The organism is Vibrio sp. 10N.286.45.E10 (assembly GCF_002874195.2).
GTDB lineage: Bacteria > Pseudomonadota > Gammaproteobacteria > Enterobacterales > Vibrionaceae > Vibrio > Vibrio crassostreae.
The window spans coordinates 506066-532708 of sequence record NZ_MCWD02000002.1 but is presented as its reverse complement, the minus strand read 5'-3'; the positions used below and the strand labels follow the sequence as shown (position 1 = coordinate 532708).

At 43.7% G+C, this 26643-nt stretch carries 19 protein-coding genes; 7 read left to right on the top strand and 12 right to left on the bottom strand.

Annotated elements, in window-relative coordinates; genetic code table 11:
- Positions 1–59: 59 nt before the first annotated feature.
- Positions 60–4892 carry a DUF1566 domain-containing protein gene (locus BCU34_RS15495; protein ID WP_102478723.1) on the bottom strand — a complete coding sequence of 1611 codons (4833 nt, stop codon included), beginning with the start codon at positions 4890–4892 and terminating at the stop codon, positions 60–62.
- A gap of 265 nt (positions 4893–5157) precedes the next feature.
- Here BCU34_RS15495 and BCU34_RS15490 point away from each other — a divergent pair, with 265 nt between their 5' ends.
- Positions 5158–7167 (top strand): hypothetical protein, encoded by a 2010-nt coding sequence (locus tag BCU34_RS15490; protein ID WP_102478719.1) that lies wholly within the window; start codon positions 5158–5160, stop codon positions 7165–7167.
- A 55-nt stretch (positions 7168–7222) separates the two neighbouring features.
- On the opposite strand, the gene BCU34_RS15485 is transcribed toward BCU34_RS15490, so the two are convergent.
- On the bottom strand, positions 7223–8437 hold the full coding sequence (locus BCU34_RS15485; protein WP_102478720.1) for a multidrug effflux MFS transporter: 1215 nt from the start codon (positions 8435–8437) through the stop codon (positions 7223–7225).
- Between the two features lie 327 nt (positions 8438–8764).
- On the opposite strand from BCU34_RS15485, the gene BCU34_RS15480 reads away from it, so the two are divergent.
- Entirely contained in the window at positions 8765–9946 is a 1182-nt protein-coding gene (locus tag BCU34_RS15480) for an MFS transporter (protein WP_102433263.1), read from the top strand.
- An 82-nt stretch (positions 9947–10028) separates the two neighbouring features.
- Here BCU34_RS15480 and BCU34_RS15475 read toward each other — a convergent pair whose 3' ends face one another.
- The 4 genes from BCU34_RS15475 to BCU34_RS15460 all read right to left on the bottom strand — a co-directional run bounded on the left by BCU34_RS15475 (position 10029) and on the right by BCU34_RS15460 (position 15445).
- Positions 10029–11375, bottom strand: a complete 1347-nt coding sequence (locus tag BCU34_RS15475; protein ID WP_102478721.1) for an MATE family efflux transporter — start codon at positions 11373–11375, stop codon at positions 10029–10031.
- Between the two features lie 100 nt (positions 11376–11475).
- Positions 11476–12318: a helix-turn-helix domain-containing protein gene (locus BCU34_RS15470; RefSeq protein WP_102478722.1), complete on the bottom strand. Its 843-nt coding sequence runs from the start codon at positions 12316–12318 to the stop codon at positions 11476–11478.
- 239 nt (positions 12319–12557) lie between these two features.
- Entirely contained in the window at positions 12558–13475 is a 918-nt protein-coding gene (locus BCU34_RS15465; RefSeq protein WP_102433260.1) for a DMT family transporter, read from the bottom strand.
- 233 nt (positions 13476–13708) lie between these two features.
- Positions 13709–15445 (bottom strand): SgrR family transcriptional regulator, encoded by a 1737-nt coding sequence (locus BCU34_RS15460; RefSeq protein WP_102480055.1) that lies wholly within the window; start codon positions 15443–15445, stop codon positions 13709–13711.
- Between the two features lie 91 nt (positions 15446–15536).
- Here BCU34_RS15460 and BCU34_RS15455 point away from each other — a divergent pair, with 91 nt between their 5' ends.
- Complete coding sequence (locus BCU34_RS15455; RefSeq protein ID WP_102480079.1) at positions 15537–16802, top strand: MFS transporter; 1266 nt, start codon at positions 15537–15539, stop codon at positions 16800–16802.
- Positions 16803–16922: 120 nt separating this feature from the next.
- On the top strand, positions 16923–17831 hold the full coding sequence (locus tag BCU34_RS15450) for a LysR family transcriptional regulator (protein ID WP_102433259.1): 909 nt from the start codon (positions 16923–16925) through the stop codon (positions 17829–17831).
- Between the two features lie 89 nt (positions 17832–17920).
- Here BCU34_RS15450 and BCU34_RS15445 read toward each other — a convergent pair whose 3' ends face one another.
- The 5 genes from BCU34_RS15445 to BCU34_RS15425 form a co-directional block, all read right to left on the bottom strand.
- Positions 17921–19441: a DUF1254 domain-containing protein gene (locus BCU34_RS15445; protein ID WP_102479896.1), complete on the bottom strand. Its 1521-nt coding sequence runs from the start codon at positions 19439–19441 to the stop codon at positions 17921–17923.
- 233 nt (positions 19442–19674) lie between these two features.
- A complete protein-coding gene (locus BCU34_RS15440) occupies positions 19675–20328 on the bottom strand; it encodes a hypothetical protein (protein ID WP_102479894.1) in 654 nt (217 codons plus the stop codon).
- Between the two features lie 73 nt (positions 20329–20401).
- A complete protein-coding gene (locus BCU34_RS15435) occupies positions 20402–21718 on the bottom strand; it encodes a hypothetical protein (RefSeq protein ID WP_102479874.1) in 1317 nt (438 codons plus the stop codon).
- A 171-nt stretch (positions 21719–21889) separates the two neighbouring features.
- Entirely contained in the window at positions 21890–22813 is a 924-nt protein-coding gene (locus tag BCU34_RS15430) for a LysR family transcriptional regulator (protein ID WP_102433255.1), read from the bottom strand.
- Positions 22814–22966: 153 nt separating this feature from the next.
- Positions 22967–23860, bottom strand: a complete 894-nt coding sequence (locus tag BCU34_RS15425) for a DMT family transporter (RefSeq protein WP_102479872.1) — start codon at positions 23858–23860, stop codon at positions 22967–22969.
- Positions 23861–23983: 123 nt separating this feature from the next.
- Here BCU34_RS15425 and BCU34_RS15420 point away from each other — a divergent pair, with 123 nt between their 5' ends.
- Together BCU34_RS15420 and BCU34_RS15415 are read left to right on the top strand one after the other, a co-directional pair.
- Positions 23984–24466 (top strand): MarR family winged helix-turn-helix transcriptional regulator, encoded by a 483-nt coding sequence (locus BCU34_RS15420; protein WP_004737459.1) that lies wholly within the window; start codon positions 23984–23986, stop codon positions 24464–24466.
- A 245-nt stretch (positions 24467–24711) separates the two neighbouring features.
- Positions 24712–25014 (top strand): hypothetical protein, encoded by a 303-nt coding sequence (locus tag BCU34_RS15415; protein WP_102433253.1) that lies wholly within the window; start codon positions 24712–24714, stop codon positions 25012–25014.
- Positions 25015–25044: 30 nt separating this feature from the next.
- On the opposite strand, the gene BCU34_RS15410 is transcribed toward BCU34_RS15415, so the two are convergent.
- On the bottom strand, positions 25045–25950 hold the full coding sequence (locus BCU34_RS15410; protein WP_102433252.1) for a LysR family transcriptional regulator: 906 nt from the start codon (positions 25948–25950) through the stop codon (positions 25045–25047).
- A 206-nt stretch (positions 25951–26156) separates the two neighbouring features.
- Between BCU34_RS15410 and BCU34_RS15405 the strand changes: the two genes are divergently transcribed.
- Entirely contained in the window at positions 26157–26594 is a 438-nt protein-coding gene (locus tag BCU34_RS15405; RefSeq protein ID WP_102433251.1) for a DoxX family protein, read from the top strand.
- The last annotated feature ends 49 nt before the right edge of the window (positions 26595–26643 follow it).

The window sequence follows — 26643 nt, the reverse complement described above, 5'->3', positions numbered from 1 at the left end:
CTAGATGAAAACAGCCTCAGCAGAGGCTGTTGTAGTAATTAATAAGAGATTTGGAGTGCCTATTTGGCAACGAGTCGGTATAGGTAGCGGCCGTCGTAACTTTCAGTACCCACGTCTCTTTCATCCATGGTTGTCATATTCAACCCGACGACACGACCATAAGGAGCGGCATCACTGGTGATATAAGAACCACGGTTCGAGTAGCCACCACTCGTCACGTTATTAAATTTAAAGACATCGGAATTGATAGGTAGCAGCCCGTACAGTTCTGCTTTTGATGGGTAGCGCCAGTTTGCTTTACCACACACCTTTTGTGTATTTCGTGTTGAAATTAAAGGTGTTACCTCTACGTACTTCTTGAAACGACTGCTGTCTCCGTTGGTAAACAGTTGCCAAACGCGCTTACTGTCAGCGTCTTGCGCGCAAATTGCATTTTGGCGATCGACAACGACGTTCCCTTGCATATCTAGGTACTGGTATGTGTTTACCTTCTCTCTAACCAGACGCCCTAAGATGACGGCATCTTCAGTACCACCGACTTCCGAACGACGGACATCTTGGTAGCTGCGTTCAGAGCTGTAGTTTGTGATGTATTGTTTGGTGTCCTTTGCTTGATTCGACCAGTAGTAAAAAATCACGCCACCGTAATAGCTAGATTTGTCATACTCAGGATCCAGCCCTCGGTGATGAGGGAATGCATCGGTATCGATTGTTATGGTCGAGTTTGAGCTAGAGATTGCTTTAGTTTGTAGTGAAAGTAGCTGAGACAGCGCTGGTACTTGCCAATCATTGAAGCCACATAAGTTCGCATTATTAGTGCTTTCCAGCAGGCCGTTACTGCCTAATACACTCGCTACACCAGATGCCGAAGCGTCATAAGCAAGATCGTCAGCACCATTTGGTCGACCGTCTTTGAGCAGTGTCCAAACTCGGCGTTTGCCTGTGATGTTAGTGTCTTCAACACAACGCCAGCCTTGTTGGTAGGTGGTGCTTTTTGGTAGGTAGTTGCCTAACTCGTCCAATTTAGCGAAGCGGCTGCTTACCATTGCGTCTGCTTGAGAAACGCTAAAGCCATTGTCTTTTGCCAGTTTCAGTCCATCTTTTGCTAGCACTTTTGATTGTACTAAGTTGTGGATTTTGGCCGTCGTATTCATCTCACTGATAAACTTCTGGAACAATGTAGTTAGGGTGGCAAACTCCGAGCCCAGCGATTGTGTTGATGTATTCAGCTCACTTGCGAACGAATTAACCATGCCATATTGATACTTTAGATCTGAGATAGCCTTGTACAGGTCTAAACTTGCCTGGTGAATATCCTTAGCCAGTGACGCAGAGCTTAGTGCGTTGGTTGAGCTGGATAGACTTACGGATTTTTGCTGCATGAACGTCAATTTTTGAGCAAATTCAGAACCAGAGACTAATGCGCTCAGTGCAACGGTGTTTTGCTCTAATTTAACGACTTGTTCCTTATACGCTTTGACTTTGTTAATGAATTCAAGGCTCTCAGCATCAGTTCGGCTTTGAGCAACAGAGGCCTGAAATTCAAGAGCTTTCAGCTTTAGCTTCGTATTCTTAAGATCATCTGACCATGGTTGGGTTAAAGCCTGCAGTTCTACTATTTTAGCTTGAGCTTCCGTTTCTAATGCAGCATAACCTTTGCTCTTAGATTGGTTGGCGGTTAACCAGGTTTCTAGATAAAGCTCCGTAGCGTTAATTTTCGTATCTTGTGTACTCAGAAAGGCGGTTATTTCAGTCGTCGCGCTATCTACACCAGTGAGTAACTCTGTACCTGATGGCAATTGCCATTTAGCGTATGCGTATTTTGAATAATATTGCTCAACAGATTCTTGGCCTTTGCTGATAGTGACAGCGACGCCATTTTTATCCGCTAATACATTCACTGACTGATTCGATACCAAGTAACCACTTCTTAGATTTGATGGCAGTGTTGCAGGATCTCTCTGCGACAACGTGATTACTTCACTGGTGTCTGGAAGTGTCCAACCCGCAATACCACAATCATCCAGTTGTGCGACTTTATCGAATACAGTATTGATGTCTGCAGAGAATCGTTCCGCCCAAAACGTCGGTTCCCCTTGCCCTTTATCATCGTATTCAGCAATACAATTGAGCGAGTACGTATTCCATGAGCCACCATAACCAAAGTCAGCAGCTTGAGAACGAGTTTTCATTGGTACGAATTTTAGGCCGACAAAGCGGCTGCTTGCTGCTGTTGCCCAAAGCGTGTCGCTGGTTGAATTTGCTACACCTTCTTTCGCATGTGCTTTTAGTCGGATGCCAACACTAGCCTTGTCATATGCTTCAGGACCAATGAAATGCGGGTTTGAAACAGCAGGGTGCCAAGTCAAGCCTTTGTCGTTGGTGAACTCATAGTATTCGGCTTCATCAAAGCGAACAGATTGACCATCAACGTTGGCCGTTAAGTAGTCCCACTCAAAACCATTGGTCTTGATTGGGTTTGAGCCAGTGAAAGTGTTGGTAATCTCAGGCGAGGTTGGTGCTGGAATCTCAAACACTTTGGTGAAGGCTTGTGTGGGTAATGCTGCTACGCCATGAGGCATGCCATTCGTCGGGTTTTGAGCGACGCGTATTTGAACCTCACCGATATTCTTGTCGATATTACCGATCACAACCGGTTTTGCGGTGACTTTAGTCCAAGTAGAACCTGAGTCGAGCGTGACTTCGAAATGCTCTGGTTGTGTGAATTCGCCAAAGTATGTCCAATCTAGCGTGTTGTCCGTATCGTTAACCACTAGGCCCGTTGGAGCATTGGGTGCTGATGGACGAACGGTAAACGCAGCATCATTTGTCAGCTCTGATCCACTAGGACGACCGGTAATTGGATCTCGTTTGACTCGCACTTGAATTGAGTTAATAGCGTAAGCTTGATCGCTTAACTGATAAGGTTTCTGAGTAACTGTTGCCCAACCAGTGTTGAGTACATTGATCTCGTAATTCGCAGCTTCTGAGAAGCCTGTTACGAATGTCCAATCAAATGTGTCTAACCCATCGTGAGTGATTGGAGATGTTGGTGCCGATGGCTTGTCAGGTGTTACCGAATATGGCTTATCTGAGCACAGCGTTTCACCAGGATCATGTTGAGGATCTGTTCCTGCTTTCACTCTCACACAGACTTGCCCCTTAGCAAACGTCTCATCTGGGACTGCTTGTGGGTTGCTAGTTACCGGGCTAAATGTAAGACCTCTGTCTAGTGAGTATTCGTAGAAGTCATTGCCTGCAAACTTTGTAACTTCTGTCCACGCAAACGTGTTTTCAGCATCATCAATAATCGGCAGGGTTGGCGCAACAGGCTGGTTTTCTGAGCGAGTGAAAGCCGTACCAATCACTAGTGAATTGCCTGCAGGGCGAGCATCTTTCAAATTTGATTTTACACGGATAGAGATGCTGTTAGCGGCAAGTGAAACGTTGCCAACCACATATGGAAGTTCAGTGACAGTATTCCAACCGTTACCTAGATTAATCTCGTAGAAAGATGGCGCATCATATCCAGAGACCCAAAGCCAGTTGATCTGATTGGTGCTGTCGTTTGCAAAGTCCAGCGCAGGTTTTACTGGTTGCGCTGGGGTTACTGTCATTGGTTTGTCTGACATAGCACTTAAGCCGGTCGGGTGACCTAGGGAGTCATCCTTCGCGACACGTACTTTTAGATGTCCAACTGGAATGTCTAAGTCTTGAATGCGTTGAGGTTTTTCAGTAGCTTTTACCCAGTTAGCACCGTTATCTAGAGAGTACTCGTAGAGAGATAATTCATTAAAAGAATCGACCAGCGCCCAATCAAATTCATTGCTCGCGTTGTCCACTGTGACCCAAGCGGGTGCTGCCGGAACTGTCGTTAGCGTAAATGCTTTGCTTGAAAGAAGCGGTTTACCTGCTGGAGTATTCCGTGCACTAGAGGCTGCGACTCGAACCTGAATAGAGCCTTTATCGAATGCCTGTTTTCCAACCACAATCGGTTTGCGAATGACAGTCGACCAGGTGCTACCGGAATCTAAGGAATATTCGTAATCTGTGTTTTGGTTGAATCCACGCACAAACTGCCAGTTGAAAGTATCTGATGCATCATTGACTTTACCGTGTTTTGGCGCTGGTGGTTTAACCACGATTTCACTACCGTCGATATCTTCTTGCGAGACTTTGAGCTGCTCTCGGTACTCCTTGCCGAGTTGCTGCAGAGCACTGTCTGTCCCAGACGCACCGTGTGAAAGTCGATCCGTTTTGGCTTTGAACTCGACCAAATCAAGATCAGCGAGCTTGTATATTGCACCTTTACGGGCGTTAACTTGGTCGACACCTGCGTCTACTGAAGCTTTTTGGGCTTCTTGCAGTACGCGAGTCACACCGCGCGCAAACATGTGCACTTCACGGCCTTTTACCGAATTTGAAGCAGAGTAATCACCCAATGCTAGGCTTTTGTCGATCCCTAGGTCGTTAGCAACAAGCTCAGTTGCATCATCGAAACTGATACCGCTGGACTTTGACACACTGGCAATCAGTGAGGTAACTGGGCTTACGACGTCCGAGTTGTTACTTGGTACTTCTAAGGTAAACCCAGACTCAATTGCTTGGTTGGGGGTATCCATATCTACGGTTATGCCTGCTACGGCTTCAACCAACACTTTGTATTGAGCCACATCATCGTCGACATCAAGTTGGAATTGTCCTTTGGCGTCCGTTGTCGCAATGCCTCCATCGGCAGAATCACACATCGCATTGCTATTCTTGTCTAAACAGACCTTAGCTTTGTGCAAATAACCATCTAACGCTATGCCTGAGATATTCGAGGATTTTGGCTGAGTTTGTGACTGGCTAAGCTTGGGATCTGATTCTGAACCACCACAAGCAATAAGCATTGTAGAAACGAGTGAAACACCCGCCAATTTGTATGGATTCCTTACCACTTGAACTCCAAAGATTTATAAATTACCCGCTAGAAAGGCTGAGAATATTAATTTAAATGATAGTAGTTATCAATATCATTTGATCTTTTATTTGGTTAAGTGATTTAATAGCAAAATTAAATACTACTAATACAACAATAAACTAGGTGAATCGGTCGAAAAAATGCGCAATAAATTTTTAGTATGCAAATTGTCACTAGCTATATCTAGTGCCCTAATGGTCGTAGGGTGTGGGGGGGGTTCTGATGGAGAGAATCCAGTTGGAGCGACCACTTCAGGCCATGCTTTTCAAAGTTCATTAGTATGTGCTGATGCAGATCTGAATGGTGTATGCAGTGAGCAAGAAAAACTCATTACAGACGTTTCCGGGTATGCACAACAGAGGCAATATGATGGTGCAATTTTAACCGCTTCTCCTGGTATGGATCTGGTGACGCCTTTCACTACTTTGATTCATAGCGAGATGATGTTTAATCCAACGATTAGCAACGATATAGAACAGGCTAAAGCATCACTTCAAAGTAAATTAGGTGATCATGTCGGTGTGAATTTTGCTTCACTAGACACAACATATGGACCTAAAGATAAGTCTAATGTGTTGCTAAAATCGCTGAAAAAGGCACAAACTGACGGAAAGCAAGCTGCATACACAAATATTGCCCATGCTCTCGACCTCATGATCGAGCATAAAACGTTGGACCTTTCAGGCGTCGATGTCGCGGGGACTGCTTCGAGGCACTTGCAAATAGAGGATGCTCTGGTTGTTCGCGGTTCTCAATCGGTGCCAGAATTGTCTGGTGCCAAATCTATCGCTCTGAATCCAGCGAGCAGTCAGGTAGTGTTTCTAACGGCGAATGATGTCGTGATGCAAATCGATAGCTCTTCACGTAATAAGCCAGTGACTCTTGATAATGGTTTGGCGTCCCAAGCTAATTCTGGCTTGATTAGTATTCGTTCTCATGACGACGATTACGACGATCATGATGACGATGACGATGACGATGACGACGATGATGACCACCATGGAGGCGGAACTGGTGGCGTAGAGATACCGGTAGAGTCTAATGAAATCATTCAGTTAGTACCTACATTGAATGGTAGCCAAGCCTATAAAGTTTATAAGCCTACGTCTTACGCCTCACCGACGGAGAGTGATATTTGTAATAGTAAAGGTGCCAACGGCATCTTCTTATCGAGTCTAACGAGTACCAATAATAATAGTGGTGCAAAGGCGTTTAAGATTGATAGCTACAGTAGCCGAAGCGGAGGAACGCTGCCGCCAATTCCTACGCCGAAACCTAAACCTGCTGAAACTCCTGATTCTAGTCAATCATGTATCAACGATAACTTTACAAAAGTGATTCCACTGCTGCAAAGCGGCTCGTTATTGGCAGTTAAAAATACTGGTAGTTCGATTTACTCGCAGCAAGAGGTTAGATTACTAAGTGCTGACAAGTTAGCGATGAATAATTGGCGCCACGCACTCAAGTCCTCTTCGCCTCAGATCATGCCATCTTACGACCAAAGTGAAGCTTTGATTGTTTATAAGAATTATTTTTCGAGCGCCAATTTAGCGGCTGAGGTTATTAACACAACTAACTTATCCACCAAGATGACTATTGATAAGTTGAACCTGAAAACAGCCAATATTGTAGCGAACCAGCAAATTTTGTTGGGGCTAGACAGTAACAAGCTTGAATGGGTTTCAAACTCGATTCAGCAAACGGTACTCGGGGAGTTGGATGTCGATTCCACCATCAGTAAGATAGCAACATCGAAGGATGGCAAAATAAGTGCGGTTGCTACAGCGAACATTCTCTATATCGTTGATAACACGAATAGAACCTTGATAGTGAAAGAGGTGTTGAGCAGTTCGGCAATCAACTCTTTGTATGTATTGGCTGAAAAAGTGATTGCGCTGACTTCTTCAGGGGTGGATTACTATCAATTCCGAAATATTAGTGGTCCGGCTCTTAAAGTTGGCAGCCAACTGGTAACAAAAGAACTCCTTAAAAAATGGGAAGACAGTGGAAACTCAAGCTGGAACTCTACTAACTTGGGCTACATTCTTTCTCAAACAGGAACGGAAAGTAGCATTTCTGATAAATTCAAAAATGTTAACCTTTCATTCTCTCCTTCTAACGCAACAACCTCGAGTGGCATCACAGGAGTGAACGTTAGCGGCTTAGAACGAGGTGAGTGGTTAACCTTTTATAAAGCCCTTTAAAGGCATTCAATCAATAAAGAAGGGAGGCTAACTCCCTTCTTTACTCAGGTACTTGCTACATATTCTCAGCCTGTTTCAATCGGCTTTGACGCCAGTAATTGAGCGAGGAGATAGCCGCTAAAAAGATAACGACGGCGGTCATCACATGTATGACTGACTCCGATGTCCCTTCGTACGCATTACTGCCTAAATCAATCGCTGCAGAAACGATAAATAGGCGAATAGCCGTCACCAGTGATGCTGCGATTCCTGTTAGATCTGGAAAAACTTGCATCGATTTAGCAAAGAACAATCCAATCGATAACCCTGCACCTATTGAAAATAAGCACATCGTCCCTGTTAGGATGAATGGTGAGTTAAGTTGTTCAGACGGCAATAAGAAAAAGATGAGCGTGGTGGTAAATATTAAGCCAAGCCCAGTACTTTTTAATTTATCAATGCCAAACCTGTCGATTAAGCGTGCGTTGTTCAAACTCACCAAGACGAATGTGCCCAGTGTTGCCATTTGGAAAAACGGGAACTGATCAGGGCTGACTTCTAATTGCTCTATATACAATAACGACATGTTGGAAACATAAATCATGTAGGCGGCAAGAATTAAGCTCGTCACTAGCGTGTTGTACCAAAAGGCTGACGAAGACAATACGGTTTTATAGTCGCTTGCTATTCGCTTAGGCGCGACCTTCTTCCGTTTATCTTTACTCAAAGATTCAGGCAAGAAGAAGAAACATTTGGTCGCAGAAAGCAGTACTAAAATGGCGATAAAGACAAAGTTTGCTTTATAACCCATATGGAGGCTTATCCAGCCGCCAATAAGAGGTGCAAAAGCCATCAAGCTGACCACTAAAGTATTGAGATCGGCAATCAGTTTGGCGGCGGGTTCTTCATCGAACAGATCAAAGATCATTGCGGTACCAACGATTACACACGCTGAACTGCCGAAGCCTTGGAGCAGTCGAAACGCTAATAATTGCTCGATACTTGAAGCAAAAATGCAGCCTATACTTGCAGCAAGAAAGACACTAAAACCAAACATTAGTATCTTTCGGCGACCAAAATGATCCGATAGTGGTCCATAGAGTAAGGAACCAATACAGATGCCGATAAAGTTATAGCTCAGAATGCGCTGCACCATAACCGCGTCAGTGTTGAAGTCGTTCAATATATCGGGAAATGTGGGTAGATAGATATCCGTCTCCATGGCAGCACCAAGGAATATGAATACCATTAAAAATCGAAACCACTTCCCCTCATGAGAGATGGGAAACATAGTTAATCCAATGAGTTATTATTATAAAAGTCAGAAGCGCAGACGCTGCAAGTGCAGGTAGGCTTAGAATGAAATTTTGATATTGGGATGCGCGTAGTAGAGAGGAGTGTTACGCAGGGTTGTCATTCCCGTCACTTGGTTGTGATCAAGTAGGCTGTAAATGTAACATAATGTTTCATCATTTCAAGGTGTCGATTGCTGTTTTCACGCTCCCCTATGCAAACGATGAAAGTCATGTCCTTTTAACCTCTTCAGAAGTGTTAATGATTTGTTACTCGGCATAAAACCGGAGTATGATACTGGATTACTATTTAGGATTTGTCTGCTATGAGTGCATCGAAGGCGAGCTGGAAAACGCCGCAAAACTTTTTATTACTGATTTCGATTGTTGTACCTATCGCGTTTTCGAGCTGGATGGCTCTGCTTAATAACTTCGTGATTGAGAAAGCGAACTTTGACGGTGCTGATATAGGCTTGCTGCAAAGTGTTCGTGAGATACCCGGCTTCTTAGCGTTTACTGTGGTGTTTGTTTTAGCCTTCATACGTGAGCAACGTTTCATGTTGATATCGCTAGCGATGCTGACCGTGGGCACGGCGATTACTGGTTTATTCCCTTCGCTGACAGGCCTTTTGCTTACCACCATTTTGATGTCGACGGGTTTCCACTATTTTGAAACGCTGAAGCAATCTTTGTCACTGCAATGGCTAAGCAAAGAAGAAGCGCCAGAGATGCTAGGGAAAATGATCTCGGTGGGTGCCTTAGCATCTTTGCTAACATACGGTTCTATTTGGGTGATGTTGGAGCAGTTAAAGCTCGACTTTGCCTGGGTATATGGCATTACTGGCGGCCTAGGTTTTATTCTGGTGCTTGTGATGACTTTTGGCTTCCCTGAATTTCAAACGAAGACCCAGCAAAATAAGAAGTTGGTGCTGAGAAAGCGTTATTGGCTTTACTACGCGTTGACCTTTATGAGTGGTGCCAGAAGACAGATATTTACCGTATTCGCAGGCTTTTTGATGGTTGAGAAGTTCGGTTACTCAGCCGCTGACATAACGCTACTGTTCTTAATTAACTATCTGTTTAACTTCTTGTTTGCTAAGCGTATCGGTAAGTTCATTGGTGTAGTGGGTGAGCGTAAAGCGCTTATCTTCGAGTATGTGGGTTTGATTGGTGTGTTTGTCGGTTACGGCTTGGTGCAAAGTGCAGAATGGGCGGCAGCATTGTATGTGGTCGATCATCTATTCTTTGCTCTAGCTCTAGCAATCAAAACCTACTTCCAGAAGATTGCCGACCCTGCTGATATGGCTTCCACCGCGGGCGTGTCTTTCACTATCAACCATATTGCGGCGGTTGTTATTCCTGTTGTATTCGGTGTGATTTGGCTCTCTTCGCCTGCGACTGTGTTCTACATTGGTGCAGCAATGGCGGCCGTTTCTTTGGCGCTGTCTTTGAATATTCCGAAGAAGCCAGAAGAGGGCAACGAAGTACGAATGTTTAGCTGGCGCTAATGTCATGGTCACCTAACGCGAGATAAATAAAAAAGCTCCAATAGCGATATTGGAGCTTTTTTAGTTTCTGCTGTTCGCTCGTCTAAACGATTTGTTGCTCTAAAGAGTCAGCAAAGCGCTTCTTATAACTGCGTAACATGCTAAAGCTGACGATTGCCGTTAGAGTTTCCGCGAATAGAATACTTGCCCAAATCCCTTGTTCTGGGAACAGCTTTGGCAGAATGATGATACCCAAAGCCACGAACACAAAACCGCGAGCAAGAGATATTAGTGTTGCCTGTTTTGGTTTGGCAGTCGCTTGAAACAGGTTGGCAATCACTAAGTTGATTCCCATTAGCGGCACACCAAAGAAAAAGAAAGTGAGTGCGGTCACGGATAGCCCAATCAAATCACTTGAAGCTCCCAGATAAAGCGCTGCGATTTGAGGTGCGAACAGATACACAATCCCCATAAATACTAGGCCACTGCCGACTGCACTTTTTAATCCTAAGCGGAAGATTTCTTCGATGCGATTTGGCTGGTTAGCACCATGATTGAAGCTAATGATAGGCTGACAAGCTTGAGCAATACCGACCATCACAAATAGAGCAAAGACCCCGATGTTGGCTGTTAAACCATAAGCGATTATGTGGTTCTCACCAAACTGATCCAACAGTACATAGTTGAAGAGCAAGATCGTCATAGCGGCTGTGACTTCAATGAAGAAAGTTGGAGTGCCAATCTTCAGGATGCTTGGTAGTTTATTAAAACCAATACCTTTTAAACTCAGCGTTAAGGTGCCTTGTTTGCGTACAAAGTGACTCAATAAAATACACGCGATGACACCCTGTGCGATGGCTGTGCCGTAGGCGGCCCCTTTCATGCCCCAGCCCCATTTTAGGACAAAGAAGTAATCCAATACGAGGTTGACCACAGCACCAATCGACATGGCGTAAGTCGCCAGTTTTGGGTTGGTATCGTTACGCACAAAGCATGACATAACCCAAGCTAACGAGTAGAGCACGAAGAACTGCAGCATTACCGATAGGTAGTCGTGAGTCAGCTCAGCCATGTATCCAGAAGCCCCCATCAGCGCAATAATCTCATCGAGCCAATACAAGGCAATGCTGACGGTCACCGTGCTAAATAGAGCGGTGATCAACATCGATTGATTAAACAGAGTTTGCCCAGAGGTTACGTTGCCTTTGCCCACTTCAATAGACATCAGCGCCGCACCACCAATACCAACCATCATGGCAATTGCAGTGAATATTGAGAAAGCAGGGATGGTGAGAGCGATAGCGCCCAAGCCATCAGGACCGACACCATGCCCAACGAACCAAGCGTCTCCCATTATGAAAAGAGATTTGATCACCATGCCGGTTAGCGCTGGCCATAGGTATTGATAAAAAGACTTAGATATTGGATCGGTTTTTAGGTTGATGGCCATTCGAATAAGCTCCCAACAATTTGGATGTACCAAAATGGATGAAATAAAGAGGGAGCATTATCGGAACTTAATGGAGGCTAAAAAAGGGATTATCTGCGTATTATATTGCACTATCTGCACATCGGCTTCGAAACTGTGCCGGTGACTCTTTCATCTGTCCGCGATAAAAACGGCTGAAATAGGCCGGATCTTCGAAGCCTAGTTCAAAAGCGATGGTCTTGATGGTCTTGGTTGAGAAGAGCAGTTCTCGATTCGCTTCTAAAATGATTCGGTCGTGGATCAATTGAGTGACGGTTTTACCTTTATCAGCTTTGACAATTTCGTTAATACGTTTGTTGGTTATCGACAGCGCTTGCGCATAAAAATCACAATGTTTATGGGTGATGTAGTGCTGTTCAATCAAATCAACCACCTTGTTCACTCGGCTATCGCGTACTTCACCTTTCAATGAGGATTGGCTAGCAAAGCGCAGGATGTAGCGCAAAAAGCTATTCATGAGTGATTCTACTAGGTCCCAGTCACTCTCTTCTCGTGCGCACTCTTCTTTCAGCATGTCGAAAATAGGCAACAAGTAGCGGTTGCCTTCTTCACTGCAATCCAAATAGGGAGGGCGGCTTTGGTGCATGGCAAAAACAGTATCGACCAGCTGAGTGTTGCGGTGATTGGTTTTAACAAAGCCAGGAGTAAATACCAGTAAACGAGCACTTTCTCCGACTAGCTCCGAGCGGTGTACTTGGCCCGGTGCAATGGTGAAAATACGGCCGATCTTATTGTCGTAGTCAACGAAATCAATGCTCTGACTGCCATGATTATCCACGCACCATACTAACTCCCAGTATTCATGTCTGTGCGGTTCTAAGAACGCATCATCGTTATTCGTCAGTTCCTCAACCCTACAAAGTTGACCTTTGACAAGACGCATGTGTTTGATGGGATTACTCATGACATTCCTTTGTGGAGAGATAACTAAGGGTATTAACCAGAGCTGGCAATAATGGCTGAGTCTAATGTAGTTGATTGCGATGTTTAAGTCATTCGCTTGGTAAGCGGTTCAATATGAGAAGGGGTTGGCTGTAAAGGGGCAGTAAATTGTGAAGGCGTGTTGGGACTAAACAAAACCCCAGGAGCATATGGTGAGCTTCTGGGGTAGTTTGAATGCGGTTTATCTTAGTATTTAGCTGCTTAGTTACTGCTTGCCGTTTTAAGCGTTGAACGTAGCTTGAAGATGCTCTTTGGTGCTTTAGTTAGCAGGATGCCACAAAGTAGAGGGATCATCATAAGCAGAGACTGTTCCGATAGCACCTCACCATTGATGTAGCAAGAGATCAACAGTGCAACCACTGGGAAGATAAGGAAACAAATGGATGCTTGGAACGGCGTCGACACCTGACCTAGTTTGAAGTAAGCCACAATGCCACCGACACTCGCTACAAAACCTAGGTACACGACCGCTGAGATAGAATCCCAAGTGAAAGATTCTACATTCACGTTCTCACCGACTGCCGATACAGCAAACAAGAAAATCGCAGCAATAAAACTTGGTACAGCGTTGTAAGTCAGCACCTCGATACCTTTACAGTGTTTTTGAACCAATACGTACATTACCGCGTGAATCGCAACCGCGAGCCCCAGACAAACTGTACCGATAAAGTAGTCATCACCGCCCATCTGCATTTCGTTACCAAGGATCAAACATAGGCTCACAACAGCAGTAATCAAACCGAATATCTGGTGCTTCGCCAGTCGTAGACCTAAGAATAAGCCAGACATCAGCATCACAGCGACAGGCATGTTGGCGAAGATGATCGACGCTAAACCTGAAGAGATGTATTGCTCGCCATAGATCATCAACGTAAACGGAATCGCGAAATACATCAGCGCAACAATAAGCAGCCATTGGCGCTTACCTTTAGGGAACAGCAGTGGTTGGTTGAAGACTTTCGCCAATACCGCAAGCAGAGGGGCTGCAAGTAAAAAGCGCAACGCAGTAGCAAAAATAGGTGGGATAGAATGCAATGCTACTTCCATAGCGAACCAAGTGGTTCCCCAAATTAAGCAAACAGAGACAAAAAGCAAGATAGTTAGCGACTTCGAATTCATGGTGACTACTCATTAATAATTATTTTAAATCATAGGCTTGTAGCGCCTTAATGACGTGGCACAGTATAAGGAGGTAGTCGGAGAAAAAATTTGTCTTTTTGTCTCTAATTGAAATGAAATGTAGAAATTAAATCTCTAATATAACTATTGAGAAGCAAATATTTTCACCAATTGATATTTTTATAAAGTCATTATTCTTTGTGAGGTTTAGTTTTGGTTGAGAATTAACCAATTTAGCGGCGCATAGTGATTTGGTTAAAATCAATCCAACCGTTCGCCAACTGCTCCACTGGGTTCACGGTTTTGGCATAATTGAGCTGCTGTTTAACGTGGAAAATTGGTCGATAGATTCCGAATGTGATCAATTGCGCTTCTATGTGTAGGAAGGCAGGTTGTCGTTGCTGGTAATCGGTGATTTTCCAAAGCCGTTCAAGGTTTTCATCTCGCCACTGTTTTTGCTCATCAGTGAGGCACACTTCTAATGCGATAGAACTTTGTAGCCACCCCATCCAACTGCTATCGAGGTTATCTGAAAACACTTCGCCGCTAATTAATATGTCTGCATCTTTTAGGTTATCTGGCTGACAAAATTCAGGGAACTCGAGCACTTGATATTCGCAGATAAAACCAAGTTCATTTAACCGATCACAATAGTGGCGAGCCATTTTTATGTGGTCAAAAAGCTGATAGGTTAGGATCTTTAACGGTTGTTTAGGCTTGCTATGCTGGTCAGCGAATTGTCGAGCCATTTGTAATGGGCTTTGGTTATTTGCCGTTTCTATCTTTGGCTGTGTTGATTGATTTGACGTCGATAGCATCCCCTCGGCGTAGCCGACAGTGTCCAGAGGTATGTCTTTCGCGATCCCTAGCAAACGTAGTAATTCACTCAGTGATTTAAGGTGTTGTGGGTTTGATAGCCAAGTGTGTCGATGTGGGTTTATTAAAGCGTACTCGCACCCCTTTTCCCACTGTTCTATCTCGGCAAGCTCGTTTGAGATGGATGAGTGTTGGTAATGTGGGTGTGAGTGAACAATATCGCAGTGCATTTCATAGTCTTTGGCTTTATCACCAACATTCCAAATTTCTATACCGTCTACCCAAGGTCGGTGCCCATGGTAGGAGCTGAAAACCTCGAGTATGGTTAGCCATTCGGACTGTTCCACTAATTTAAAGCTGCCGCTACCAATGATTTTATCTCCTACTTTTTTGGCAACACCTGCGGCGGAGCACGATAGCAGTGATGGAAGGTAGCCTGTGTTGGCATTGATATCGAAACAGAGGTGGAGCGGATCGATAACAGTAATAGCGGAGATGCATTTAAATTGCTGACTATTGTGGTGACTGCTGCCTATCAGACGTTGAAAGTGTGCTTTGACGTCTTGCGCTAGAATCGGTGAACCGTCATGAAAGACTAAGCCTTTGCGTAACGTGAAGTGCCAACGGTGCTCTGTTTGATACCAATCAATGGCAAGATCACCATCAAACGAGTGAGTTGACTTGTTGAAACGTAGTAAGTTACTAAAAAGGTAGCTAGTGATGTGAGCTTCAGTGCGTCGTGTGACTTCAATCGGGTCCAGACTGTGTGTCCCTCGATAAAAAGGGATTTGCAGAATATCTAGTTCAGTAGGCAAGCTTTGATAGCGGCTGATATAACCCAGTAGAAACTGATCCCGTTGTGATTCATCAACCAGATCCAATGCTTGGTCAACTTTATTCTCAGAGAGCAATTCATCTATTCGTACCTCAAGCTCACTGTCCAAGCTTTTTAATAGCGTGAGTGTGGGTAGGTTGCCTCTGCCAACTCCCGACTTCCAGTCAACCCAACCTTCGTTGACTAGCTTTTTGATCACCAATTGAGCGTTACGTTTGGTACAACCTAGCGCATTCGTTATTTCAGTTAAAGAGAGTGAAGTCGGTTGGTTAACGAGTACCCGAGAACGTAAAAATGCTAGAGCCTTCCAGTAATGCATAAAGGTGAAATCCTTGTTTGAACTTTCTATTTTTCTTCATCTTTTAATCTCGATAATAGAGTTATTCGATTGTTTTTAAAAGGAATGAGAAATGGAAAGTATAAAAGGTGCAGAGGTATCCCCCTCTATTTGGAAAAGCTCAAGCTTTATTGTTTTGTTCTCAACAGCGTTCTTTGTTGCCTTTGGTACCAAGATTTATGACCTTGCTCTGCCCTTGTTGGTTTACGAGTTGACAGAGTCTTCAGAGATGATGGGTTGGATGAGAGCCGTCGAGTTTTTACCCAACCTACTATTAGCTCTGTTCATCGGTGTTTGGGTTGACAGGTTTAATAAAAAGCAGTGGTCACAATGCATGTTGATCGGGCAAGCAGCAGTATTGGTCGTCTCTTATATTGCAGTGAGATGGTTGCCGAACCCTTTGTACGCACTGTTTCCGTGCGCATTCCTGATGATGGCGTTTAACTATGGTTACCACAATGCGCGTATTGGGATGATGAAAAATGTTTTACCTCAGCACATGCAAAATATCGCCACCGCGAGAATGAGTTCTTTGTACAGTTTGTTAGAAACTGTTGGCCCGGTTTTGTCTGGGGGGCTGCTTTTATTGTCTGCGTTACATAACGTGTTTTTGCTTATTGCGGGGATGTATGTGCTAGCATTTTGGCAGCTCAATAAACTGGAATTCAAGCCATCAGCCCCCGTGGTTCAACAGTCGGTGCTGAGCGCGCTTAAAGAGGGTTGGTCGATCTTATATGCGAACAAAAACATGTGGCACATCACCTTGGTCGTGATGGTGATCAATACCACGGGTGCAATTTTCTGGATTCAAGCCATCTATTTTGCCAAAGCTGAATTAGCGCTTAGTCATATCGAGGTGGGTTACTTGATCGCGGCGTCCGGCGTCGGTGGTTTATTAGGTTCTTTTACCGCTGATAAGGTTAGAAAGCGCATCGGGTTTGGTGTGCTGCTTATTTTGTCTATTGTTTTAGAGGCGTTTGGATTCTTGTTCCCTGCATTGCTGAGTCGAAGCTATTTATTGCAAGGTATGACTTCAGCGCACATGGTTGTTATTGAAAAAGGCGTATTGATGATGTCGTTCTTATGGGTGAGTGCGATTGGCGTCTACAGCAGCATTTGTATTTGGAGCTATCGTCAAGAAGCATTCGAGGAAAAGCACCTTGGTCGTGTTGCTGGAATTACAGGGTCTTTGTTTAAACTCTTGATGCCATTTGGTCTGGCTGCTTCTGGATACTTGGTGACAATGTTTGGTTTGCCAGTACTCTTTGTCAGCTGTTTCGTGGCTCAAGTGTTGGCTGCCCTTGGGTTGATGATGACCAAGGTTCGCAAGATTCCTTAACGCCTCATTCTGGGTAAACCGTTATCAGCAGCAAAGTTATCGCATTAAGTGTTTAAAATTTATTTGGTTCACGTTCATACTGAACAAAGGCCGACATAGCATGGAAATGAGGTAGGGCATTTGAAAAACACAATCGACTTAAATCTGTATCGATTTTTGGACCTGCTTTATGAGCAACAATCTCAGGCGAAGGTATGCCATATTCTGGATATAAGCCGCGCCACGTTTAATCGCCACCTTTCGGATTGTCGAGATTTGTTTGCTAATGAGTTATTCATTGCAACCAAAGGTGTTTATGCGCCGACCTTGTTCACCACTCAACTAATACTGGTGGTGAAAGAACCTTTAGAAAAGCTAGAGCAAGCGCAGCAAATATCGCAGTCGTTTATTGGTAACGATTCGAACATCGAATATGTTTTTCACGCCGCCAATCCGCTGAGCACACTGTTTACGGTCCCTTTGTTGCAGGGACTTACTAATGAGGAGGCTAAACCCAAGATCTCGATGATGGACTGGTCTTTGGATGGCGTTGAATTCCCTAAAGCAGGGACCTTAGCGATTGGTGTGTCGGGCTACCCTAATGAGCTCAACGACCGAATTGTGGAGCGTAAAGTAGGGTCGTTGGAGCTGTTTGCTTATGTGGCGGATACTCACCCTTTAGCCAAAAATGAAGCCATCGACCTCAACCAGTTAGAAAGCTTTGATACGGTGCGCGTTTCGATGGGGTCATTGGATGCGAACTCCTATTACGAACGCCTAAAAAAACGCACAGGCTTGGTATTGCAACAAAAGCTGACCGTTGCATCGGTATCCTCTGCGTTGCAATGTGTTCAAGTAAGCCAGTATGTGTACGTTGGCTTTGATATGGATTTGGCTTCTATCCCTAGTGGGCTCAGTAAACGTCCTGTTTTATTCAACGGTGAAGCGGTGACTTTTGATGTTGGTATTCAGTATCACCGAGCTTGTTATCAGCACCCGATAGTCAAACGGATTGAGCAGATCTTAAGTGAGAGCTTAGAAAGCTATTGATCATATAGATGATGACAACAACAAAAAAACGCGCCGATGAAGGCGCGTTTTTTAGTATCTACAGCTTGTTTAGTTAAGTCTGGTTCGTGTTACAACTTAACTTCTTCAATGTCGCTTGGCTTCCATGTTTGGTCATACCAAGCTTCTTGAGGGCCGTAGAGTCTTAGTATCGTGAACCAACCTTTACCTGGTACCGTCTCAATCCAGTTCGCTTCTTTGCCTTTTGGAGCGGTAGGGCCAAAGTACAAATCAACCGAACCATCTTTGTTTTCAATGAAATCATCACGCTGATTATTCTTACTTGGCAGCGGTTGACTGGTTTGCAGTTCTGAGCGCGTTTGCGTGTCGTAAGCCACAATCGACCAGAAGTTCTTAGCAGGCACATTCGCTGGAATATTCAATTTATACTGCTTACCACCATCAAAGTATTCACCGCTTTTTGCTTGGTCAATCAATGCGTATTGAGAGCCCTTTTCGATAAGCTTCAGGGCCATCGCTGGTGTATTCACTGTCGCGATGTAGAAGAAGTAAGAACGAGCATCTAGGTTGCGCCCGCCTTCACCTTGGTCGACTAACCATTGGTAATCTTTGCCGATAAACGCCGTTTTCCATAGGCGATCTTCATAGATGTAAGCTTTCTTGTCTCTTGGTTGGAAGTACAGTGATCTAGCTGTTGCATTACCAATCGCGACGCCATCCTTCATCAGTTTTTGCATACGCTCATCGGGTGCAAAAGGTTTGTTCTTCTGAATACCAATGCTCGACATTAAACCACGAAGTTCTGGGTCGATGAATGAAATCGGCTCTTTATCTAGCACCGTTTTAATCTCGGTGTAGAAGTGCTCATCGTTCGCATGAATGGTATTGAATGACTTGCCGCTACCAGAGATGAACTCCATTTTTGGTTGATCATCTTTCTTCGCCAATGGGTAAATCTTCAGCTTCTCTTTGTAAGCTTTTACAGCAGCGTCAGTCTTCCCATCTTTCAGGAATCCGCGCGCAATAAACCAGTTGGTGTAGCTGGTGGATTGCGAAACAAAGTAGCCTTCAGGCACTTCGCCTTCGTAACCCGGAGGTAGAATCAAGTACTTACCGCCTTTGCCTTTATCCGGACCTACGATGCCCAAGTCAGTGACAAAACGGAAGAACGCATCGTTCACCGTTGTCGGTCCCATGCCCTCAGGGACTTCAATGACAGTTGGACCGTCTTTTTCAAGGTCTAGGAAAACCGAAGCATAAACGGTGTCGGTGTTACCTGTTAAAAATAACGGATTTGAATCCATCAGATTATCGAACACCACCACTTGGTTTGATGATGTTGAGCCTATCTCAGTATGACCAACACGCAGTGCTTCAATCGAAGCCATTGGAATTGCATTGAGGAACACTTCTGTTGAGCGAAGCGTGTCTAGGTTGTCATAAAGCTTTTGCGCGGTTTCAGCCGTTGGCGCACCATCTTTAAAATTCAACTCGCCGATACTGGTTTGTACTGTATCTGGCGTCATGATGCTTGACGGAATATCGGTATTGTAGCTTTCAGTCGCCAGTACTTGGTGTGAGATAAAAATACTGCTCGCTAATACAATTGCTTTCAGCTTCGACGTAATCATGATGTCACCTTTCAGTTTCGTTTCGATGTGCTTACTTTATGCTAGTCGAAAAAAAATATCTGATACGCTTCAGGCTCAAAAAAGAGCACGAAAGTACGATAGATGAGCAAATTCTTTAAATGTAGGTTCTTAGTGGGTTTACTTAGGGATCTTAAGAAGTGTATTCGTTATAAAAAAGCCCCTTTACTGAATCAGACTATAAAGGGGTGAGAGCTACCACACGAAACGGTAAACTAAAAACGAAGGTTGAAGCCTAGTTCGACGCTGCCATCTGAACGAAATACATCTCCTGGACTAACGCGCTTTTGACCGAATGTATATTTCACATAAGGCTCCACCCATTTGGGTTTCAGGGTAAAAGTGATGTCTTGGCTGTTGTAATAACCTTTTGAACCCGTTAATTGGCGATCATGGCTGAATGAATAGGAAAAGTTCATAAACTCCGTGGGAGAGTAACTTGTCCCGATAGTGTTTTTCCATTCTCTATCTGTCATATCTATGAGGGATAAAGAAACATCGCGCCATTCATGCGATGTGTTCGCAAACACCATAATATTGTTCGTGATGGCGGTGCCACCAAATAAGCCGATATCGTAGATATCGATAAGGTCTGCTCGGCCATAACTCACGAAAGCTTCAGTGTAAAAGTTACCCAGCATCAAGCCGTAACCAGTTCCTATTTCTAGGTAACCTTCCGAGTCAATTTCTGCACTGATGTTGATCTCTTCAGTTGCTTGAATAACTCCAGATACAGTACCTATCCAGTTGTCTCCAGCTTTAGCTGTTTGAAAGCTCAAGCTTGGCTCATGATAATTTAATGTTTGTAATTGATGGTCGTTTGCACATACGGCAAGGGGTATCAATAAAGTGATTAATAGTCGTTTCATCGTGTTCCCAACTCTCAAATAAAAAGGAGCCGCTAATAAGCGGCTCCTTTGCTTTTATATTTATTGTCTTTGATTAGCTGCGACTAACACGGTCTTTTACAGCTTGCTTAATTTGCTGACGTTGTTCTTGAGATAGAGATTGTGCCTTTTGACGAATTTGCTCTGCATTTAAATCTGAGCGAAGCTCAATACGTTCAGCAATTACTTTCTTTGCTTTATCAGAGATATTTACATCAACAATTTTCCCGTCATTAATAATAATACTTACCGCTTTGTCATTAATACTAATCCATGTTGAGCCGTCAGTATTTTGTCCAGATTCAATGCTAGTAATCAGTTGGTCATTTAAGCTTGGTGGTAGTTGTTTTTCAGAATCAGGAGATACTCCCCATTCACCATCAATGCTTGATTTTTCCCAATCAATTACCCATTCCCCACGATTGTCTTGATAAATAACATAAACGTCGTCAGAGTTCATGGCACCTAGTCGAACTTCAAACGATCCATGAGTATCACCTGGCTCAATAATTAATACCGTTTTACCCTCTTCGTTGTACACGTAAGCTTGTTGGTGTTCTTTACTAAACTCGACAGTGTAAGGTTTATTTGGATTATCCCAACCGCCATCAAATTCAGGTAAGTCGTTATCTGGGTTTACCCAACCCCATCCATTATCTACATCACCTCTGATGATGGTAATATTACCGTTGCTGTCTTTTCCAATTTGCATAGTTTCGCCAGTAGAGAAATCAGTAAATACGATTCGACCTTTTCCATCATATTCAGCTCCACCAACAACAACACCATCAATTGTGACTAAGTTAGTTGTTGTATCAATAACATAATCAACACCATTAATTGTCACTGGTATAAATGGGTTTGTGTGTCCTTCATCGCCATCCCATTTAGGTGGTAATTCTGGAGCAGGTTTCGTGACATCCCAGCCATGATCTCCATCCCATGAATCATCATCTTTAGGTGGTAGTTGTGGGGCTGGTTTTATCGTTTCAGAAATAATTAAACGGCCATTTTCAACTTTAAGTACTGCTTCTCCACCATTGTTGCCATGAAAGATAAGCTCTGAACCTTCTTTTTGTATATGGCCAATGGTTTCACCTTGAGCATTTTTTACTTCATCACCATTGGTTACATAGGTTGTACCATTTAAGCGCATGACCGTATTACCATTGCTTCCTTGCAATAAATTAGCTTGGTAATTACCTTCATCACCACTAATGATTGCTGCTTGTAGGTTTTCGCCTTGGAAGTATGTAACGTCAGCAATACCGTCTTGTGGATCAATACCGCCGCCGTTATCACTTGAACCAGAAGAAGAACAGCCAGCAAGGAATGTCGCCGCAATAGCAGTGCTCAGTAATTTTAGTTTCATGGTTTACTCTCAAATAATTGTTTAGGAACTTAAGTTGCTTCTTGCAGTGTTATGTGGCGTTCCTAGCCGATGAGAGAAGTATATGGATTGAACAAAAAAGCCTCTAATCCCTTAAAGGAATAGAGGCATTAACGTTTAGTTATTAATAAAGGAAAGTAAAGACGCTGATAACTACTGGTTATTATTGATAAGGTTATCAAGTATCTTTTTAAGCCATAGAGTTGTTGGGCTGTTTCGATTCTTGTGATGAAAATAAGCACAAACGACAGGGTTAATATCTTTGTTATCAAACAAGATATCGATAGCTCGTAAAGAGGTTTTCTTCTCTATTCCTAAAAACTTCGAGGCAGGAAACATCATATCGGAGTTTTGCACTACGTCGATAACTGCTGATGGAAGCTCGGAGCGAAAGCCTATTCTGGCGTCAAGCCCTTTGATTTTTAGAATTTTTTCAGCAATTGTTTGATGAGAATTCCAGTCTATAGCAATGATCGTCGCCAGTTCAAACTTCACACCATCTTTGATTTCAATGAAATCTTTCTGGTAAGGATGCCCTTCTCTTAGATAGCCCTTAAAGCTGTCTTGTGCGATCGGCTGTTGTAATAGTTCTTTTGGGGCGTGGTTAATTTCATAATTGAAGCCAATCAGAACTTCATCATTGATGATGTCTGACATCGTTGTTTTAGACCAATTTAATAGCTGAACTTGAACGTGTGGAGCTTGAGAACGAATTGCATTGAACAACTTGCTAGATAGTGAACTTAAAAGAAATGGAGACAAAGCTAATTTCAATGGACCGCGTAGTTCACTAGGATCGAACTCATTACTATTATTGAGTGCCGAGGATAGGTCATCCAAGATAGGTGAAATACTCTCAGCCAACATATTTGCGTGTTCAGTTGCACGTAAGCCGTGATGCGTTTTGACAAATAGTTCATCGTCGAAATGATCGCGCAATCGTTGTAGAGCTTTACTTATCGCAGGCTGAGATACGAATAGGCGCTCGGAGGCTTTACGCATATTCCTTTCTTGATGAAGAATGATAAAAGTGCGAAGTAAATTTAAATCTAAGTTCGAGAATAGATCTTTTGCCATAAGGAGCACCGAATGATTATGAGTTCTTTAATCATAAGTTGGTAACAGATTGAGAACAAATAGAAAACTTATATGGATGTGATGCTAATAAAACAAAACCCGCACTCGGCGGGTTTGTTGGGCTCTGGAATAGGTATTTTCTGTATGCGATTACTATTGAGTAACAGGCTTAACTTGCTTGGATTGTCTGACTGCAAGAATAAGTTGCGGTAGCAGCGACATTACGATCATGCCTGTCATTAGTGAGTATTGGACTGCAGTGAATGATTCACCCATCAACACCATACCTGTAACGATACCTGCTACTGGGTTAGCGATGCCACCGAAGGTGAAATCAACTACAGACATACGTTGCAGCAACCACACATACATGCCGTAACCAAGTGCCGTGTTTAGCCCAATCACCCACAATAGGCCCATCGCATTACGAGTATCGAAATGAGTGACAGCGTTAACATAAGGCTGTGGGTCGATGAAGGCATGAACGCCAGACGCGACAGACAAAATCGTACCGCCCAGAATGAGCTGCCATGTGAGTACCTTCCACCAGTGCATGCGATTACCCAGTGACTTGGTAATGCTGCTGCCGATAACGATACACATGATAGCGGCAAACATGGCGCCTAAACCGATAGGGTTCAATGCGATTTGACTTGGGTTGAATAGAATCCAAGCTAAGGTGATCAAGCCAATACCTGACAAGGCTTGAATCAAATGCGGGCGCTGTTTCTTCACTACCCAATGGAAGATCATTGCGAACACAGGTACAGAGATCATCCCCACGCCTGAAATCGCTGAAGGCAGGGTTAGTGCCATCACGAAGATCAAACCAAAGAAGGTCGCGATGTTGATCAGGCCTAGAGTGAAAATGATTTGCCACTCGCCTTTTCTCGGCAGTGTCGGTTTTACCGCTAGCAATAACAAACCAGCAGGTAATGCACGCAAAGCACCTAGTAATAGTGGTGGCCACTCCTGTAGCGTAAATTGCGTCACTGCATAAGTTGTTCCCCAGAAGAATGCGGGAATCATTGCTAATAATATGTTCATCTAAAATATCTTTACGTTAAGATAACTATTGTGTGAACTGTATACTGAGAACTAGTGGTTGTAAAGTATCTTTATGTTAAACTAGTTTAAAGTAATCAGACTAATAACGGAGCTAGATTGCAAATGGATGCTATCGACCGCGTTGTAGAGCAATGGGCAAAGGAAAAGCCCGAATTAGAAACTGAGCCTATGGCAATGATGGGCCGAATTATGCGTATTGCCAAGTATATGGAAACGCAAGTTGCCGACCTGCATAAAAAGTACGACATGAAGTTGGGCGAGTTTGATGTATTGGCGACCTTACGACGCTCTGGAAAGCCATATCGACTGACGCCTTCAGAGCTGATTGGCTCAATGATGCTAACGTCAGGCGCGATGACCAATCGTCTTGATAAACTGGAAGCCAAAGGGTTAATAAGTCGAGAGCACAGTAAGGAAGACAGACGAAGCGTGAGTGTGAAACTGACCAAAGATGGCCTAGTTCTGATCGATGAAATGATGACTGAACATGTCGAAATGCAAAAAAAATTGGTTAAATCATTGTCTGCTAGCCAGAAGAAGAATACTAACCAGCTGCTAAAAACATGGTTGAGTGCTTACGAGTAATCGGCTTGCTGAACTCAGTGAACTGAACGAGCTTAATTTGATTTGAAACCGAAGTGATGGGCTTCGGTTTTTTTGTGTCTGTAATTTTGTGTCGGTTAATTTGGGGCGACACTGAACCAGAAAATAGAACAAGTTCCATCGATGTAATTCAATAATTTAGGACATCCTATTTAAGACTTCCCGTTATCAATAGAGAGTCCCCATCCGTATATTTCTCATATTCCCACAATACAGAGATTACTGAAATGAAATTTAAATTTGCCCTTAGCACAGCACTGTTCGCAGCCTCATTTGCATCTCATGCCGAGTTGAAAATGTCGATTTTCGAGCAACATAATGGAGTGGTGGTGACGGCTTACCAAGATGGTAAACGCCTTGCTAATGCTCAAGTGACCACCAACATTCGAGGCCAACAAGTACAAGAAACAACTGAGAATGGACGAGCATTTTTCTACAAAGGTAATATCCCGAGAGTTTACCAGTTTAAAGTAACGAATCCCGACGGTGAGAGTATTCAACAAAGCCGATTCATTGGAAGAGATAAATAGATATCTAGAGTGCCCGGATAGGGGATAGGCCTAGTGAATTTGAGCTGATGCTCTCCAGCACTTTTCTAACTTTTTCAAAGCGAGTGTTTTTGCATTCCCCATATTGCCTATTTGCCACGCGAGCACGATATCAACGGTTCTTGCGTGGCCAATTTCCACTAAACTTCCGTCTTCTAACTCGGATGTTATTAATTGCTTGGGTAGAGTGCCAATACCAAGATTACGTTGAATTGCCGTCAACTTACTACTCATTGAACTGACCGTACTGGTTTTTTGATTCAGCAAGATATTCTTGGTGATTTTAGGCGCTGACTTAGCGGTATCTGCAACTGCGATGATTGTGTGTTCACGTCGTGTTGATTCACTTAGTGGATTTTTCTCGTCTAAAATGGGTGCATTTTTTGCGGCCACCCAGATCATTTCTACCCTGCCGATGGTTTTACTGTTCACGGTATTCGGTAGCTCGATATTGGGCATCGATGAGATAAGAATATCTGCTTTTCCTGTGGTTAACGCCTCCCAGCCTCCTGACAAAATATCCTCTTGGACATACAGTTGCGTGCTGCACTCCGTTGCCATATCAGCGATTAGTGATAACGCAATGTCTTGCCCGATAATACCGTCATAAGAAACAAACAGTTCGCTTTCCCAACCACTTGAGAAACGTTGTATTTGGGTTATGAGTTCATCTGATCCCGTTAGCAATTGTCGACCATTTTCCACCAACATTTTACCGACTTGAGTAAACACGGCTCTGTGCCCTGATCGATCTAAGATCAAGATACCGAGTTCGTCTTCCAACTTTTGAATCTGATAGCTTAATGCAGATACGGATCGATTGAGGTGCGCAGAGGCTGACGAGTAAGTCCCTTCACGTTGTAGAACATCCAATATTTGTAAAGTATCGAGCGGCAGTGTTTTCTTCAAAGTCTTCATAAAATCAATAAAAATGGGACAAGTGTTTCAATGAATTTAAGCCAATGGTATCAGCATTGAGGTTGTTGAATCTTCGGATTTAGCCAGTAATTTGTATGCAAGTATGTCTACTAAAATTTCAAACAAGTTGTTCTATTTTTCTCGTTATCATCTTAATGCTAAGCCGAATAACCTATCGGCAATGAAACTTATCAAGGCTTAGAACTATGAACACTAGATTGAACGACACACTGACTTTTTTCGCTCGTATTTTATTGGCTTACTTGTTTATTCAAGCGGGTTGGGGAAAGCTATTTAGCTATGAAGGAACGGCGGGATACATGGCTTCTCAAGGAGTCAGCGCTCACTTGTTGCCTTTGGTTATCTTGCTTGAACTCGGTGGTGGGCTTGCGATTCTAGCTGGGTGTATGACTCGCTTTACAGCGTTCTCGATTGCGCTTTTCTCTTTGGTTTCTGGTGTTATGTTTCACTTCGACCCAAGTTCATCGGGGCAAATGATTCACTTCTACAAAAACGTCTCTGTTGCTGGTGGGTATCTAGCGTTAGCGGTACTTGGCGCGGGATCGTTTAGTGTTGATTACTGGCTGTCTAATAAATTGAAGGAAGACGCTAAATGGGCGCGCTTAGTGGCGTTTGTTCGTTAGCGTTGTTGGCGCAACGTATGAATAAAAAAACCGAAGCCTAATAGCTTCG